General features: G+C 40.8%; 23 protein-coding genes and 1 pseudogene. 19 read left to right on the top strand and 5 right to left on the bottom strand.

All coding sequences use genetic code 11. The features are described 5' to 3' along the window. Positions 1-22: 22 nt before the first annotated feature. Complete coding sequence (locus tag MHI33_RS14370) at positions 23-1363, top strand: sugar porter family MFS transporter (protein WP_065098466.1); 1341 nt, start codon at positions 23-25, stop codon at positions 1361-1363. A 197-nt stretch (positions 1364-1560) separates the two neighbouring features. Here the strand turns inward: MHI33_RS14370 and MHI33_RS14365 are convergent, their stop codons facing one another. Next, positions 1561-1773: a hypothetical protein gene (locus tag MHI33_RS14365; RefSeq protein ID WP_065098465.1), complete on the bottom strand. Its 213-nt coding sequence runs from the start codon at positions 1771-1773 to the stop codon at positions 1561-1563. A gap of 33 nt (positions 1774-1806) precedes the next feature. Continuing rightward, entirely contained in the window at positions 1807-2124 is a 318-nt protein-coding gene (locus MHI33_RS14360) for a hypothetical protein (RefSeq protein WP_106066933.1), read from the bottom strand. 178 nt (positions 2125-2302) lie between these two features. Between MHI33_RS14360 and MHI33_RS14355 the strand changes: the two genes are divergently transcribed. From MHI33_RS14355 to MHI33_RS14335, 5 genes are all read left to right on the top strand, one after another. Further along, a complete protein-coding gene (locus tag MHI33_RS14355; RefSeq protein ID WP_003216648.1) occupies positions 2303-2596 on the top strand; it encodes a CotD family spore coat protein in 294 nt (97 codons plus the stop codon). A 51-nt stretch (positions 2597-2647) separates the two neighbouring features. Continuing rightward, positions 2648-3214, top strand: a complete 567-nt coding sequence (locus MHI33_RS14350) for a GNAT family N-acetyltransferase (protein ID WP_223252821.1) — start codon at positions 2648-2650, stop codon at positions 3212-3214. Positions 3215-3257: 43 nt separating this feature from the next. Further along, entirely contained in the window at positions 3258-3788 is a 531-nt protein-coding gene (locus MHI33_RS14345) for a delta-aminolevulinic acid dehydratase (RefSeq protein WP_221450641.1), read from the top strand. Between the two features lie 159 nt (positions 3789-3947). Beyond that, positions 3948-5360, top strand: coding sequence for a polysaccharide deacetylase family protein (locus MHI33_RS14340; protein ID WP_106066934.1), 1413 nt, complete (start codon positions 3948-3950; stop codon positions 5358-5360). Positions 5361-5460: 100 nt separating this feature from the next. Next, positions 5461-5652, top strand: a complete 192-nt coding sequence (locus tag MHI33_RS14335; RefSeq protein WP_003217441.1) for a hypothetical protein — start codon at positions 5461-5463, stop codon at positions 5650-5652. A 52-nt stretch (positions 5653-5704) separates the two neighbouring features. Here MHI33_RS14335 and MHI33_RS14330 read toward each other — a convergent pair whose 3' ends face one another. Beyond that, on the bottom strand, positions 5705-5836 hold the full coding sequence (locus tag MHI33_RS14330) for a hypothetical protein (protein ID WP_003217310.1): 132 nt from the start codon (positions 5834-5836) through the stop codon (positions 5705-5707). Between the two features lie 150 nt (positions 5837-5986). Between MHI33_RS14330 and MHI33_RS14325 the strand changes: the two genes are divergently transcribed. The 3 genes and pseudogenes from MHI33_RS14325 to MHI33_RS14315 all read left to right on the top strand — a co-directional run bounded on the left by MHI33_RS14325 (position 5987) and on the right by MHI33_RS14315 (position 7168). Further along, positions 5987-6412: an NUDIX hydrolase gene (locus tag MHI33_RS14325; RefSeq protein WP_065098461.1), complete on the top strand. Its 426-nt coding sequence runs from the start codon at positions 5987-5989 to the stop codon at positions 6410-6412. A gap of 89 nt (positions 6413-6501) precedes the next feature. Beyond that, positions 6502-6862 (top strand): annotated as a pseudogene (locus MHI33_RS14320) (Imm1 family immunity protein). 9 nt (positions 6863-6871) lie between these two features. Next, on the top strand, positions 6872-7168 hold the full coding sequence (locus tag MHI33_RS14315) for a DUF3986 family protein (RefSeq protein WP_223252822.1): 297 nt from the start codon (positions 6872-6874) through the stop codon (positions 7166-7168). 108 nt (positions 7169-7276) lie between these two features. Here the strand turns inward: MHI33_RS14315 and sigK are convergent, their stop codons facing one another. After that, complete coding sequence (gene sigK, locus MHI33_RS14310; RefSeq protein ID WP_034738387.1) at positions 7277-8005, bottom strand: RNA polymerase sporulation sigma factor SigK; 729 nt, start codon at positions 8003-8005, stop codon at positions 7277-7279. Positions 8006-8236: 231 nt separating this feature from the next. Between sigK and MHI33_RS14305 the strand changes: the two genes are divergently transcribed. From MHI33_RS14305 to MHI33_RS14290, 4 genes are all read left to right on the top strand, one after another. After that, positions 8237-9358, top strand: a complete 1122-nt coding sequence (locus tag MHI33_RS14305; RefSeq protein WP_044139447.1) for a response regulator aspartate phosphatase — start codon at positions 8237-8239, stop codon at positions 9356-9358. A gap of 178 nt (positions 9359-9536) precedes the next feature. Continuing rightward, positions 9537-10277, top strand: a complete 741-nt coding sequence (locus MHI33_RS14300; protein ID WP_065098460.1) for a polysaccharide deacetylase family protein — start codon at positions 9537-9539, stop codon at positions 10275-10277. Between the two features lie 84 nt (positions 10278-10361). Next, positions 10362-11090, top strand: coding sequence for an SGNH/GDSL hydrolase family protein (locus tag MHI33_RS14295; RefSeq protein ID WP_223252823.1), 729 nt, complete (start codon positions 10362-10364; stop codon positions 11088-11090). 78 nt (positions 11091-11168) lie between these two features. After that, positions 11169-11318 (top strand): hypothetical protein, encoded by a 150-nt coding sequence (locus MHI33_RS14290; RefSeq protein ID WP_003217499.1) that lies wholly within the window; start codon positions 11169-11171, stop codon positions 11316-11318. 136 nt (positions 11319-11454) lie between these two features. On the opposite strand, the gene MHI33_RS14285 is transcribed toward MHI33_RS14290, so the two are convergent. Then, a complete protein-coding gene (locus tag MHI33_RS14285) occupies positions 11455-11595 on the bottom strand; it encodes a sporulation histidine kinase inhibitor Sda (RefSeq protein ID WP_003217327.1) in 141 nt (46 codons plus the stop codon). Positions 11596-11957: 362 nt separating this feature from the next. Here MHI33_RS14285 and MHI33_RS14280 point away from each other — a divergent pair, with 362 nt between their 5' ends. The 6 genes from MHI33_RS14280 to yqeK are packed head-to-tail and all read left to right on the top strand — an operon-like array spanning position 11958 to position 15866. Then, on the top strand, positions 11958-12479 hold the full coding sequence (locus MHI33_RS14280; protein ID WP_044139602.1) for a YqeG family HAD IIIA-type phosphatase: 522 nt from the start codon (positions 11958-11960) through the stop codon (positions 12477-12479). A gap of 2 nt (positions 12480-12481) precedes the next feature. Then, positions 12482-13582, top strand: coding sequence for a ribosome biogenesis GTPase YqeH (gene yqeH, locus MHI33_RS14275; protein ID WP_065098458.1), 1101 nt, complete (start codon positions 12482-12484; stop codon positions 13580-13582). Positions 13583-13603: 21 nt separating this feature from the next. Beyond that, positions 13604-14446 (top strand): shikimate dehydrogenase, encoded by an 843-nt coding sequence (aroE, locus tag MHI33_RS14270; RefSeq protein ID WP_340912104.1) that lies wholly within the window; start codon positions 13604-13606, stop codon positions 14444-14446. Then, positions 14440-14730 (top strand): ribosome assembly RNA-binding protein YhbY, encoded by a 291-nt coding sequence (gene yhbY / locus MHI33_RS14265; RefSeq protein WP_044139442.1) that lies wholly within the window; start codon positions 14440-14442, stop codon positions 14728-14730. Before aroE ends, yhbY begins: the two co-directional genes overlap by 7 nt. A 13-nt stretch (positions 14731-14743) precedes the next feature. Beyond that, complete coding sequence (locus MHI33_RS14260; protein WP_065098456.1) at positions 14744-15313, top strand: nicotinate-nucleotide adenylyltransferase; 570 nt, start codon at positions 14744-14746, stop codon at positions 15311-15313. After that, positions 15303-15866, top strand: coding sequence for a bis(5'-nucleosyl)-tetraphosphatase (symmetrical) YqeK (gene yqeK / locus MHI33_RS14255; RefSeq protein ID WP_065098455.1), 564 nt, complete (start codon positions 15303-15305; stop codon positions 15864-15866). Before MHI33_RS14260 ends, yqeK begins: the two co-directional genes overlap by 11 nt. Positions 15867-15872: the final 6 nt, after the last annotated feature.

The following is a 15872-nucleotide window of genomic DNA, read 5'->3' as shown; positions in this document are numbered from 1 at the left end:
ATTAAGTGAGGGGGTCATCCACTTGGAGAAAAAAGTGTCAAGCAAATTTATCTTCTTTTTCGGGTCCTTTGCAGGCATCTTATTCGGATATGATATTGGTATTATTGCAGGGGCAGAAGGACATATTCAGCAAGAATTTCAGCTCAGCCCATTATGGCTTGGAATTGTCGTCTCTTCATTAATGGGTGGGGCGATTATCGGCTCCATTTTAAGCGGTCTGTTAGGGGATAAATTTGGCCGCAGAAAGCTTATTTTGGTCTCATCCGTTATCTTTTTTGTCGGAGCGATCGGATCAGCTATCGCACCAGAAGAGATTTCATTAACCATTGCACGTATCTTTTTAGGGACAGCCGTAGGAACAGCCTCATCTTTGGTGCCGGCATACATGTCTGAAATTGCTCCTGCTAAAATCCGCGGGAAATTGTCTGGGCTCAATCAGCTCATGATCGTAAGTGGACTATTGCTGAGCTATATTGTTGCATTTGTGTTTGAACCTGTTCCAGACAGCTGGCGCTGGATGCTCGGTAGTGCCGCTTTATTTGCCATCGTACTTTATATTGGTATGCTGAAGCTTCCTGAATCTCCGAGATATTTAATTAAACACGGAATGGCTCATAAAGCACGGGAAGTATTAGGATCACTGCGCTCTTCTGATGAGGAAATTGAAGCAGAGATGCAGGAAATTTTAGAAGTCGCGAAAGAAGAACGCTCTGGTATTCGCGAATTGTTCCAAAAGAAATTCAGAATGGCTCTTTTCATAGGGGTTGGGATGGCGACCCTTCAGCAAATTCAAGGGGCGAACTCCATTGTGTATTATGCAACGAGTATTGCTCGGAATGTAGGGCTTGCACCTCAGGTTGCCGCAGGTTTTACAGTCATTGTCGGTGTCATTTTTGTCGTCACCACCGTGATCTTTTTGCAATTTGTTGACCGGTTCGACCGCCGAGCGATTCTCACCGTAGGGGGAACGGGCATGGCCCTTTCTTTCTTTGCACCAGCCGCATTAGGTGCAGTTGGCGTGAGTGAAGGGATTTTAAACTGGGTGACATTGATTTCACTTTGCTGCTTTATCTTGTGCTACGCCTTCTCATGGGCACCGATCACGTGGATCATCATCGGCGAAATCTTCCCGCTTTCTGTCAGAGGTATCGGCGCAGGTATTTCATCTGCCTTTAACTGGACGGGATCGTTAGCCGTTGGACTCGTGTTCCCTATTCTGGCAGACCAATTCAGTTTTGGTGTCATTTTCTCCTCATTTGGTGTCATCTGCTTAATCGGACTATTGTTCACCCGCTTTGTACTAGTTGAAACAAAAGGAAGAAGTTTAGAGCAAATCGAAACCGATATGGCAGCACGAGTATAAAGAAAACCCTCGCATTCGTTGTCAGTCCTGCGTGCTGGTGCTCACGAATGTCGAATTCGCTCCGCGCCAGTACTCGTCCTTCCTAGGGCTGCAAAGGTTTTCTATCACGCTGAAAAGAAGACAAAGGGCTAAAATCAAGATCATTTTAGCCCTTTGTCAACAATCTGAAACCCACTATCCTATGGATAGTGGGTTTTTTACTCAAGCATCTGTTTTAGCTCATCTGGCAATAAATCAATCAATTGATCATAAGAAGATAAATCAAGCACTTCAAGCAGCGCATAATATTTTGCATAAACCTCACTCAGCTGATCAGGATGATTCGTTTCATATCGATTCAAATGCATTTGAGTCAGTTCAAGTGCAATGTCTAGCTTGTTTCGTTCGATTGGTTGTGTCGTATTGATCATATCGTTCACCTCGTGTTTGATGATGAGTGAAGGTTATGGGGCGGTACCGCAGCTAACCTTATATTCATTTTCCTCGACCTTTTTCGAATAGCAGACAGAAGGTGTCATCCCTGTTTCACTTTTCCAAGTCTGCCAGTAAACATCATAAAGCTGGCCATACTCAGGATCTTTGTACTTCGTTTTTTTCAAAATAGCAAAATAGCTTTGGTAAGGGTATCCTTCTTGGTAAATTGATTTCCGGATAGCGCCTTTTTCGGTTGAATTTGTGAAGATCATAGGTGATAGCATTGGAAGAGCAATGATGATGACAATAAATATCATGAATAAAAAGAGTTTATGTTTTGTTTTCATAGATGTCCTTTCTGCGCAAGATATCATTTGTATAATATGTTAAAAATGACCTTTTGTAAAGAAAGAGAAAACGAGATGAATAGTGGATTTTTTAAAAAATAGACAAGCATCTAATCACGAATGACGTTTCTTACATACGATAGAGTGTAAGTGAAAGACAAATTGAAGGGGTGTTGAGATGAGCCGGAATCGATTAGATGATTTTTTCTTTGGACCTCGCAGAGGAAACCATGGAGAAGATGAAACGGTTGTTTTCCCCACACGTCAAATTGTCAACACAAGAACGAATGAACAAACCATCAGAAAAATTCATCCAACGCATATCACAAACGTCAATAAAAACATCAAAAGAATTGAAAACTACTATCCTGTCACTGAGTCGACTCATAACGAGTATATCGTGAAAGAATACGATTGCGGCAGTGATATCAAAAACCCTTGCTGCCGTCCAGTGAAACGCTGTAAGTGGTAATGAAGGGGGCATCCTTTTATGGGATGCCTTTTTATTTTCAGGAGAAAAATTTTGATCAAAATCTCCTTTCAAGATAAAATTGGAAGTATCAATCATTCTGTTGGAGGCGATGTTCTGAATATTCGATTGTTAATTCCAGATGATGCTGAAGAATATGCCGCGTTGAGACTAGAAGCACTACGATTACATCCAGAGGACTTTGCGATGAGTTATGAAGAAGAGCAAATCGGTACAATAGAAAAATACGCAGCTCGTTTTGCTTCGGTACAATTTACGTGGACCTTTGGTGCCTTTGATCAAGGGAAGCTTGTGGGTATGGTCACGCTCATCCAAGAAAACTTACAGAAATTAAAGCACCGAGCGAATGTGGCGGCGATGTATGTTACAGCGGGTGCCCGCGGAAAAGGAGTAGGCAAGGCCTTGATAATGGAAGTTCTTTCATTCGCCGGAAAACGACACGACATCGAGCAAATGTATTTATCAGTCGTGACGACCAATCACTCAGCCAAACGCTTGTATCGCTCTATTGGATTTGAGTCATACGCACTTGAAGAAAAAGCACTAAAATGGCCTGATCATACATATGTAGATGAGGAAAAAATGGTTTTATTTTTATGATAGTCTGGAGGAGATAAAAGTGGATCAACAGACCATACGCATCATGTTAGCAGCAGGACCAAATAGTGAGCTGGAATCTTTTGCGCTGCGTGCAGCACTTGAAAACTTCGGCGTAAAAGTCGATATGCAATGGATCGGAAGACCAAATGACCTGATCAATGTGTTATCTGGAAAAAATAGAGGAGAAATCGATTACATTCTTCTATCGTTTCATGGGGAAGAAGGAGCATTTCTCATGCCAGAATTAGGGGAAGATGTATACGAAGATGGAGAGCCTAGAGGCGCTGCTTTTGGAGCGGATGAAATCAAGCAGTATGCTTCATTAAAAGGGGTTCACGTTATTTCTACAGGTTGCACACTAGGTGAGAAAAAATTAGCAGATGCCTTTTTAGAAGCAGGTGCCATGTCCTATATAGCGCCGGATGATTACATTGATGGAGATGCGGCATTTATCTTTGTATTGACCTTGCTTTATGAGCGCTTAAACAATACAAAGACGGTCAGAGCGGCTTTTGATCGAGCGAGTTCGATTGATGAAGAAACGAAATTATTTCAACTATATATGCAAAAATAATGTTAGGGCTGAGAAATCAAGCCCTTTTTCTATTCCTCTTTTAAATTGTGTCTAAAGTGTGACAAGTTTGTTTTATGAAAACTAAATTGGGTTCACGCAAAGTCTATCCTACAAACACACGTCATCAAGGCATGACGCCATCACGAGAGGGGAATTATTGTGTCAATGAAATGGAAAATCAGTCTCGTCCTATGCGGACTTGCAATCATCATCGGAATTGCTGCATTTTATCATAATCAGCAGGCAAGTGGGACGGAGAAGAAGAAGGTAGAACCAGATGCGAGCTATAAAGAAGTGGAAATAGTCACCCTCGTGAATGACGGGAGATACATGAGATATGCAGTCAACTATCCGGTGTTTCATCAAAAAAAGCTAGATCAAGAGATGAAAAGATTTGCAGAAACAGCGTTAGACAAATTCAAAACATCATTTAGCGAAGCGAGCGATGTCGATGAAGAGAATCGATACGAATTAAATATAGATTACGAGATTATTCATTATGCCAAGCAAACCGTTGCGATTAAATTCAATACATATGAATTGAAAGGCGGAGTAAAAGGCGCACATCAAACGAAGTTGTTCAATTTTGATTTCAAGAAACAGCATTTTTTATCAATAGATGATTTATTTTTATCAAAGAAAGAAAATCTGCAAAAACTGTCACATATGACATTTGATGAATTAAAAAAAGATCGCGCTCTTGCTGAAAATGAGCATTTGCTCAAACAAGGAACGTCTCCTGCGGCAGAGCATTATCAATATTTTGCCATCAAGGATCGTTTTATTGAATTCTACTTTCCAGCAGGGCAAATCGCACCAGACAAACAAGGCCCTCAAGTGCTGGCGATTAAAAAAACAGTGCTTAAAGGAATGTTAAAACCAGAATATATCAATAAAGAAAAGAACAAAAACGAGAAAAAAGAACCAATTCCAAAAAGAAAAATCGTAAAACTGCCAAAACAGTCAGCATTCAACCTAAATCAAAAAGCCATTGCCCTGACATTTGACGATGGACCAAATCCATCAACGACTTCAAAAATTTTAACAGCTTTAAAAGAAAACAAAGGACATGCGACATTTTTTGTATTAGGCAGCAGGGTTCAATATTACCCCGATATGCTAGGTGAGATCAGAAAGGGTGGGAATGAAATCGGAAATCATTCCTATAGCCATCCTTTACTCACAAGACTGCCATTAAAACAAGCCGTCAAACAAGTAGAAGAGACCCAGCAAATCATTGAAAAAGCTGGCGGGTTCACACCGACTCACTTTAGACCGCCATATGGAGGAACAAACGGGCAAATTAACGCGGCTGTCAACATGAAAGTCACGCTTTGGGACGTAGATCCTGAAGACTGGAAATATCGCAACAGCCAGTACGTCGCGAGTTACATTCTCACACATGCGTCTAGCGGAGAAACCGTCTTAATGCACGACATCTATGACACCTCGGCAAACGCAGCTGTCACGATTATCAAGGAATTAACCAAACAAGGATATCAATTATTAACAGTTTCAGAGCTTGAGCAGTGGAAGGAAGCCCGGGCGAAGAAAGGTGAATTGAATACGTAATGATCATGCGAATCTTAGTGGATTCGCATCTTTTTTTAAAGCCAATTATGAAAATAAAGGGAAATGATGTTAAAATGAGTGTGGAAAGGGAGGGCTTCGGATGGTATTGATGAGGTTGATCAGCCTATATATGCTGACAGCGTTTTGTTTGGGTTTTATCGTCAATTATGTACCTGGTTTGATGCTGCCCATTTATATTCTTGCGATGATCGGGCTCATTTTATGTCTCGTTCATATTGCGCTGCATTATATTCGTCGAATCAGATATATGTTGCTTCATGAAAAACGGTAAGAATTCTCTAATTGCTTTCTCTAAAAAACTTCCCTCTAAATGAGAGAAGTTTTTATTTTTTCGGTTTTTGATGTTCTAACAGTTGTATGATTTTCTCGTTTGACTCTTTCATTTGTCTTAATAAAGAAACGATATTCCCAGTAAACCCAATGAGGACAATAAGTAAAATGATGATGATCCACATGCTGTGGCCTCCAATCTGCCCACGAATGCTGTTTTGCCCCTTATCCATTATCTTATATCAAGGATACATTATAATGAATGTATTGAAATGAACAGTTCGTGCTATTTATTCGACAATTGATGTAAACAGAGAATGATTGGGGAGATTTCTTTGAAACGAGTAGACGTAGTATCAGCTATTATTTATGATGAGCAAGAAAATATGTTAATGGTCAAAAATGTAAAGGGATATTGGGAAGTTCCTGGTGGTGCTGTAGAAAAAGGAGAACACCTGCATCAAGCCGTGATCCGCGAGGTGAAAGAAGAGACAGGGTATGTTTGCAAAGTAAATGAACTTCATTCGGTTCGAGAAGCATACTTTCAAGACAAAAAGCATCATGCGCTGATGATCACCTTCTTTGCAGAAATCACCGGAGGACAAATGAGTATTCTCGATCCGGATGATGATATCGAAGAAGTAAAATGGGTCAGCAAGCAAACTTTTCAAAAGCTAAACCCCAAGCTATATAACTGGCTAAAATTAAACGAAGAACCACAAACTTTTTATCAATTTGAAGGGAATAGAACAGTTGGTTAACAAGCTGATATAGGTATGAAGGAGAGATATGGATGTTTTTATACTACGGCCCCACATGAGCTCCAGTAGAAAATCCGGGAGAAGAATTCATGAAAAGAATTTTCTTTCAGGAGGGTGAAGAGTATTGGAAACAAGGTAACGGGGAATCTTCCATTGAGATAGAAGAAGAGTGGGAATGTGAAAGTCTAGTTTTCTTTTATACGGAACCGTATGGTTTCTTGATCATGAGGTATCCAAATTTTTTGGTTCCTTTTAAAAAGGGAGAAAAAAATTGAAAATATCGAGCATTTGGTCGCAGGAGCACCATTGTATGTGCCGTCGTGCAGCTACATTAATCGGGATCAAGTATATCAAATCGTTCATCATTTTTTGACGACAAAAACGGTTCCTGATTTTGTTGAATGGGTCGAGTTGAGGGATATTGATTTTCAGAAGGATATGAAAAGTTAGGGGCGCAAGATGAAAGTGAGTACAGAAGAAAAATTACATAGTTTAGATGATACTATGCATTTACATGTAGGATATTATGAACATGGTTTTGATGATGAAGGCGTATTTTTTAAGAGTTTAGAAACAGGGAGATGGCTCTTGTTTTTTGATCAAAAAAGTTATGGGGTAACGCTTTTAAAGGAATATGAGAAATGGAATGATCTAGGGTTATTGATTGGAGAATATCTGATTGAAGATGACCAAATTAAGGAGGAAGGTCATAAGCTTTTTGAGCGTTTCTTAAAAGAAAACAGCATAGTGAAATAAATGAGGATAAAACATGACATAGTTTTCTTTTGTGTATGTGGGCTATATTGTGATGTTCAAATAAAAACAGACCCAACAAGGTCTGTTTTTATTAGTAGTTGGAAAAGTTCATTTCCCCTTCTCCCGCTTCCGTTTCTCCTTCTCCGCCCGGTAAAACTCATGAAACATCTTCATCAGCGCCCGCTTCTCAATACGAGACACATAGCTCCGCGATATCCCGAGCTCCTTCGCTATTTCCCGCTGCGTTTTTTCTTTCTTTAAATCAAGGCCGAACCGGCCGACGATCACTTCTTTTTCCCGGCCGTCGAGAATGTCGATATACTCCTTTACTTTTTCAAGCTCCATGTTGAGCTGAATCGTATCAATCACATCTTCATTTTCGGATTTTAAGACATCAATTAAAGAAATTTCATTGCCTTCTTTATCCTGACCAATGGGGTCATGCAAGGAGACATCCTTTTTTGTTTTTTTGAGCGCGCGTAAATGCATCAGAATTTCATTTTCAATACACCGTGCCGCATACGTTGCCAGCTTTGTTCCTTTTCCAGAGGAATAGCTTTCGATGGCTTTAATGAGTCCGATCGTCCCGATGGAGATGAGGTCTTCAGCGTCTTCCCCGGTATTTTCAAATTTCTTGACAATATGGGCGACGAGCCGAAGGTTATGTTCAATCAGCATATTTCTCGCGTGTTCATCGCCCTGTGCCATAAGGGCTAAGTATTTTTTTTCATCATCTCCCGAAAGGGGCTGTGGAAAGGCATTGTTTTTGACATAGGACACTAAGAACACCAATTCTTTGACCATCAATCCCATCGCTGTAAATACTCCTGCCACGATTTTCACCTCCACCATGTTTAGGCCACTGCCTATATCCTCAAATGTATGTGAAGGGGGGATTGTCTGTGTCTGTACGATGAAAAAATCATCTTTTTCGAAAAAAACGGGCTTCTGTTCGTCTGTTTTTGCTGCCTTGCTCATATGTTTGCGGTTTCTTTGCGGTGCTTGGCGGTCAAGAAGCGTGCTAAAATATGTAATATTAGACCGAAAAGGAAGGGGTTTTTTCGGAACATGGGGAAGGTTCTTTCTTCACATGTAGGTATGAAAATTAATGAATGGTATCGAATGATACGGCAGTTCAGTGTTCCAGATGCGGAAATCCTGAAAGCAGAAGTAGAAGCGGAAATTGAACGGATGGAAGAGGACCAGCATTTACTGATTTATTATCAGCTCATGTGTTTTCGGCACCAGATCATGCTTGACTATATACACCCTTCAAAATATCAACCTTTCTCAGTATCTAATCTTGTCGATAAAATCGAAAACTCCAATCATGAGTTATCTGATATGCTGCATTATTACCATGCATTTTTTCGTGGCATGCATGAGTTTAGTCAAAAAGAATATTTAGAAGCCGTCAAATATTACCGAGTGGCAGAAAAACAGCTGTCTATGGTATTTGATGATATTGAGCAGGCTGAGTTTCATTTTAAAGTAGCAGAAGCCTACTATATTATGAAGCAAACGCATGTCTCGATGCATCATATTTTAAAGGCGCTAGAAATATACGATCAGCATGATGCTTATTCTATTCGCATCATTCAGTGCCTGTTTGTGATCTCAGGAAACTACCAAGACTTAAAACGAAAAGATCGGGCACTGCCTCATTTAAAAAAGGCAAAACAGCTCGCATCACAAATTGATCACCCGCGGATATACAGTTCAGCGCTTTATAATTTAGGAAAATGTTATGGGGAGCTGGGCTACCTTGAGGAAGCACAACGCTATTTAACGGAATCGGCTGATATTGCCTGTAAAGAGCAGCTTCCCACGCTTCCGCATACGCTCTATACGCTCGCAAAACTGCTTTTTAGACAAAATGAACAAGAAGCAGCACGCCGCATATTAGAAGATGGAAAATTAGCTGCAAAGAAGCATGAAGACCAGCTGTTCTGTCATATGTTTGAGTATCTAGATGCTTTATATGTTCAAGGAATGAATGAAAAACAACTGCAAAAAACCATTGATTATTTGGAAAAACTTAGCCTATACTCTTATATAGAGGATATCTCACTAGAAATTGCGACAGCCTTAGAAGCCTCTCAACAATACCAGAAGTCCAACCAGTATTATCAGAAATTATTATGGGCTCAAAATCAAATTCAAGAAGGAGAGTGTCTGTATGAATTCTAAGCAACGTTCGACAGTTGAAGAGAGAAACCAAACGTGAAACAAAAAGCGGGCCCATATGGCCGGCTTTTTTTATGTAAAAAATGAAGTCAGGGAGGAGCAGGTATGATCATGAACCTTGAATGAATTCATCAGAAAGCGGGCAATTTAATCTGTAATGATGTTCTGTGGAGGCGGTCTGATGAAAGGGTTGCATATCTTTATGTGTGTATTGGTATTATGCGTTTTTGTTCCTAATGAAATAGAGGCACGAACATTAAAAAGAATCGACCTGGAAAAAACGGGACGAGCGTTTTGGGACATGAGAGAGGAACGGAAGAAGATTGCGATCACCTTTGATGATGGACCTCATCCAGTTTACACGAATCAAATATTGGATGTGCTGAAGCAGCATCAAGTAAATGCCAGCTTTTTTGTCGTAGGAAGCCGGGTTCACGCATATCCAAGGATCGCAGAACGGATTGTGGACGAAGGAAATGAGCTTGGCAATCACACGATGAATCATACGTATTTTGACCTGTTATCATCAAAGGAGATCAAGCAGGAGCTAAAAGAATCAGCGGCTCATATTGCTTCACTCCAGCCTGGCGGGCCCTTATTATTTCGTCCTCCTGGCGGCCGCTTGACGATGAAATCTTTCCGCATTTTGTCAAAGCAAGGATATGATGTGGTCATGTGGTCCTTTACGCAAGATCCGAAGGACTGGTCAAGACCAGGCGCGCATAAAATTGCGAGCCGCATTATTGCTCATATTCAAGGCGGCGATATCATTCTTTTGCATGATGGTGGGGGAAACCGGAAGCAGACGGTCGAAGCACTGAAACAAGTGATACCTGAATTAAAGGATCGAGGATATGAATTTGTCAAAGTGAGCGAACTGCTGCATCATGACAAAGCGTATGTACCAGTTCAACTGCAATAGGAAGTATTCGTCAAAAACAGTCATTCATTGAAACCAAAAGTCTTGTCGTTTACTATATGAAGAGGGCTTTTGGAGGTGAATGTTGTGAAGAAATATGTTGTCCTTTTCATCCTGCTTTGTGTCGCTGCTGGGTGCTCAAAGCCAGAACAAGAAAGTGTCATTGCATTTGGCGACAGCAATACAAAGGGATCAAACTGGGACTTCCGAGATTATCCAACATCTGAAAAATGGGTAAATCTCATGAAAAACGTCGAGCGCGGTCAAATTCAAGTGAAGAACGCAGGGATTGGCGGGCAGACGACTGAAGATGCGAAGCTTCGCTTTGAGCAGGATATTTTAAAGCAGAAACCAACTTACGTCCTCATCATGTTCGGTACGAATGATGCGGCGATTTTAGACGGGAAACATCCCCGAGTGACGAAAAAAAGATTTAAAGAAAATGTAACCTACTTCATTTCTGAAAGTAGAAAAGCAGGCGTTACCCCGATTCTCATGACTTGTGTACCTGTTGTAGAAGGCGGAAAAAAGGGCTTGTATTATTACTCTAGGTATAAGTCATCTTATTTTGCTGAGAGAGGCGGTGCAAGAGCTTGGCAAAATTCCTATAATGACATCACGAGAGAAATTGCCAAGGATCAGCAAGTACCGCTTGTCGACAACTGGAAAGCGTTCATCCGAGAAGCTGGTGAAGATAGTGACAATGCGCTGATTCAATCAGGTTTGATCGACCCTTCTGGCAATCATATGACGCCAAAAGGGGCAAGAATCATTTATAACGAAATCAAAGAGCGTGATGTCATCAAACATTTTTAAATGATGGCCATCTGCCTAAACAAGACCATCCATTTAGCATAGTCTAACAGTATATCTTCCTAGGAGGAGGTAACTGATATGTGGGGATGCCCTTATCCTTACCCTGCGTGTTCGCCTTATCCAGCTCAAGGAGCAGGAATCGGTTACGCTTTTCTTGTTGTGTTCCTTGTGGTCATTTTGGTCGTAGGTGGAGGGTTATGGTTTTGGAATGAACAGCCTTGCAAATAAGACACCTCTTCTTTACTTGAGAAGGGGTGTTTTTTACGGAAAATAGTAGTAAGCCTATAGCGCAAGTGATATAATATCAGTCACCTGAGTTTAAAAAAGGAGAGTGCTCGGGAGGCATGGTTCCTGTGATATGGAATTAAGAGGAAACAGAGAGCATATGCCCGAGCGAACGTCTTTTCATTTCTGTCTCAATTAATTCAATGAAGTCGCGATTTAAGTTCATTTCATTTGCTTTATAATACGATTCTATAAGTAAATCATCTGACAGCTTTTTCATACTAGAAACCCATATGATGGGAAAAACACCTCCCCCGAAAAAGTTGGCATAAAACTTGAGGAAAAGACATATCATCATAGGTTGATCGAATGTCTCTGAAGTACCTTTAATCTACCATGAATGGGAAACAAGAACAATCGTTCTGTTATCCACATGGTGAAGTGGATAACTTGTGGGTAGAGTGTTTATAATTGAATGAAAGCGTGATGAAATATAGGTGGATAATGTGTGTAAAATTATCCACACCTGTTGAAGGTCCTCATCATATGTCGAAAACTTTTTCATTGTATTCGATAGACAGACAAATTGTGATTTGATTCGACACAATCGCTGAAAAACCAATGGAAGAAAGGGTGCAAATTGTGCTAAAGAAGTATTTCTTACCGGATGAATTTGTGAAAAGCATTTTCCACATTTCACCGCAAAAACTAAAAGAACGAAATGTAAAAGGAATTATTACCGATTTAGATAACACACTAGTAGAATGGGATCGTCCAAGTGCGACGCCCCGCTTAATTGAATGGTTTCAAGAAATGAAGGATCACGGGATACAAGTGACGATTGTATCGAACAATAATGAAAAAAGGGTCAAGCTTTTTTCTGAACCAGTTCATATCCCGTTTATTTATAAAGCGAAAAAGCCGATGGGAAGAGCTTTTAATAAGGCCGTCGCTGATATGCAATTGAAAAAAGAAGATGTGGTGGTCATTGGGGATCAGCTCATGACCGATGTTCTAGGCGGGAATCGTCACGGCTTCCATACGATTTTGGTCGTCCCTGTTGCTGCCTCAGACGGATTTTTCACTAAGTTTAACAGGCAGATTGAACGCAGAATTTTAGGAGCCTTAAAGCGTAAGGGCCACATTCAGTGGGAGGAAGAGTAATAATGGAAAAGGTTGTTTGTATTGGCTGCGGTGTAGCCATTCAGACGGAAGATAAAGATCAATTAGGATATGCGCCGGCAGCATCTCTATTGAAAGAAGATGTGATCTGTCAGCGCTGTTTTAGGTTAAAGAACTACAATGAAATACAAGATGTTTCTTTAACAGAAGACGACTTTTTAAATATATTGCATAGTATCGGAGAGACAGATTCTCTGATTGTCAAGGTCGTTGATATTTTTGACTTTAACGGAAGCTGGATTAATGGACTGAGTCGTATTGTCGGTGGTAACCCGATTTTACTCGTCGGCAACAAAGTAGATATTTTACCGAAATCCGTGAAAAAAGATCGTTTGATTCATTGGATGAAACGAGAAGCGAAAGAAAACGGATTGAACCCGATCGATGTGTTCTTAATCAGTGCAAGCAGAGGTCAAGGCGTACCTGAGGTGATGGAAGCGATCGATCATTACCGCGAAGGAAGAAATGTCTATGTCGTCGGCTGTACGAATGTTGGGAAATCCACATTTATCAATCGAATCATCAAAGAAGTATCTGGCGAAGAGAATGTGATCACCACATCCCAATATCCAGGTACAACACTTGATGCCATTGAGATTCCGCTTGATGACGGATCTGCTCTATTTGATACACCGGGCATTATCAACCGTCATCAGATGGCGCACTATGTCAGCAAAAATGACTTGAAGATCTTAACACCGAAAAAGGAATTGAAACCGAGAACGTTCCAATTAAATGAAGCTCAAACGCTTTATTTTGGCGGACTGGCTCGATTTGACTATGTAAAAGGCGGCAGAACGTCATTTGTCTGCTATATGCCAAATGAGCTGAACATACACAGAACAAAGTTAGAGAATGCAGATGATTTATATGAAAAACATGCAGGGGAATTACTATCACCGCCATCAAAAGAGGGGATGGAAGATTTTCCAGCACTCGTTCCACATACCTTTACCATTGATCAGCCGAAAATGGATATCGTCTTCTCAGGCTTAGGGTGGATCACGGCAAATGATGCAGGTAAGCAAATTAAAGTCTATGCGCCAAAAGGCGTTCATGTGTTTATGAGACGTTCGTTAATTTAAATGTTCAGAGGGGGAGAGACCTTGAAACCTTTATACGGAGTAATCGGTAACCCTGTTGGCCATTCAATGTCTCCGGATATTCATAATGCAGCATTAAAGGATGCTGGAATTGATGGACATTATCATGGCTTTCAAGTAGAAAATGATGACCTGAAAGATGCGATTAGCGGTATGAAAGCCTTAGGAATCAGCGGCTTTAACGTCACTGTTCCGCACAAGGTAGACATCATGAAATACCTTGACAAAATTGATGTGACAGCTGAACGCCTGCGTGCTGTCAATACGGTGCGGCTTGAAGAAGGTCAGCTCGTCGGGTACAACACAGATGGAGAGGGCTTTCTTCATTCATTGCTTGAAGCCTTGAATCAGCCATTATCAGAGCTTTCATTTCTCCTAATTGGTGCTGGCGGAGCGGCAAGAGCGATTTATACGACAATCGCTGACTATGCACCGAAAAGCTTTGATATCACCAACCGCACCATTAAAAAAGCTGAGGCTTTAATTGAAAGTGCAGATGGGAACTTCACTTCTAGTGCCATTACATTAAAGACGGCGGAAGAGCAGCTTGGGGAATATGATGTCATCATCCATACAACCTCAATTGGTATGCACCCGAATGTTGAAGAAACCCCGATTTCTTTAGCGAACGCAAAAAAAACAGCGGTTGTTTGTGATATTGTGTATAATCCAATAGAAACAAAACTGCTCAGAGAAGCAGCCGGGTTAGGTTTGAAAACAGTAGATGGTGTCGGCATGTTTGTTGGACAAGCAGCTAGAGCCTTTGAACTGTGGACAGGCATCACGCCTGACGCAAGAAAAATGAAGTCAATTGTGATACAGAAATTAGGAGGAACACCATGTTAAAAGGGAAACAAAAACGTTTTTTACGTGCAAAAGCACATCATTTATCACCTATTTTTCAAGTAGGAAAAGGCGGGGTAAATGACAATATGATCAAGCAAATTTCCGAGGCGCTTGAAGTAAGAGAACTGTTAAAGGTCAGCGTATTACAAAACTGCGACGAGGACAAAACGGAAGTTGCGAAAGCACTTGTCAAAGGTACAAAAGCTGAACTTGTTCAAACGATCGGAAATGTGATTGTCCTTTATAAAGAATCAAAGGAAAATAAACAAATTAAGCTGCCGTAAAGGTGGATGTGATATGAAAAAAATAGGGTTGTTCGGCGGTACGTTTGATCCTCCTCATAATGGGCATTTGCTGATGGCAAATGAGGTGCGTTTTCAAGTAGGGCTTGATGAAATTTGGTTTATCCCAAATCACAAGCCTCCTCATAAAACAGACCGGAAGCGAGAAGATAGTCGTCACCGGGTGAAAATGGTGGATGCGGCGATCCAGTCAAATCCACATTTTCGATTGGAGCTCATTGAAATGGAGCGAGAGGGTCCATCTTATACAGTAGATACGGTGGAGCTTTTAAAGAAGCGTCATCCTGAAGATGAGTTCTTTTTTATGATTGGAGCGGACATGGTCGAGTATTTGCCAAAATGGCATCGAATTGATGATTTACTTCAGATGATTACTTTTATTGGGATGAAAAGACCGGGTTATACCGGAAATACGACATATCCTCTTTTATTTGCAGATGTTCCAGCTTTTGATGTATCATCGACATTGATTAGGCAACGAATCATGCAGGGAAAACCTGTCGATTATTTGATACCGAAAGCTGTTGAGCGTTATATAAAGGAGCATCACTTATATGAATCGTGAAGAAGCATTGAACTGTGTCAAAGAGCAGTTAACAGAGCATAGATATACACATACACTCGGGGTTATGGAGACGGCCATTTCATTAGCGGAACGGTTCGGTGCAGATGTGAAAAAAACAGAGATCGCCGCTATTTTTCATGATTATGCGAAATTTAGACCAAAAGATGAAATGAAGGGGATTATCCAGCAGGAACAGATGAACCCTCTATTGCTAGAATATTCGCCCGAGCTTTGGCATGCCCCGGTTGGTGCCTATTTGGTTAAAAAGGAAGCAGCTATTAACGACCAAGATATTTTAACGGCTATTGAATTTCATACATCAGGCAGACCAAACATGACGTTACTTGAAAAGGTTATTTATGTCGCTGATTATATCGAACCAGGACGTCATTTCCCTGGTGTTGAAGAAGTAAGAGAGTTAGCAGAGCAAGATTTGGATAGTGCACTGATTCAGTCACTAAAAAACACGATCAGCTTTTTATTGAAAAAGAATCAGCCAGTCTATCCAGATACGCTTGCGACTTACAACTCACTTGTGCATAAGAACAATTAAGGAGGA

Origin of the sequence: Bacillus sp. FSL K6-2971, assembly GCF_038006405.1 — a bacterium.
Lineage (GTDB): Bacteria > Bacillota > Bacilli > Bacillales > Bacillaceae > Bacillus > Bacillus pumilus.
The sequence above is the reverse complement of the archived record's forward strand: the minus strand, read 5'-3'. Positions and strand labels throughout refer to the sequence as shown.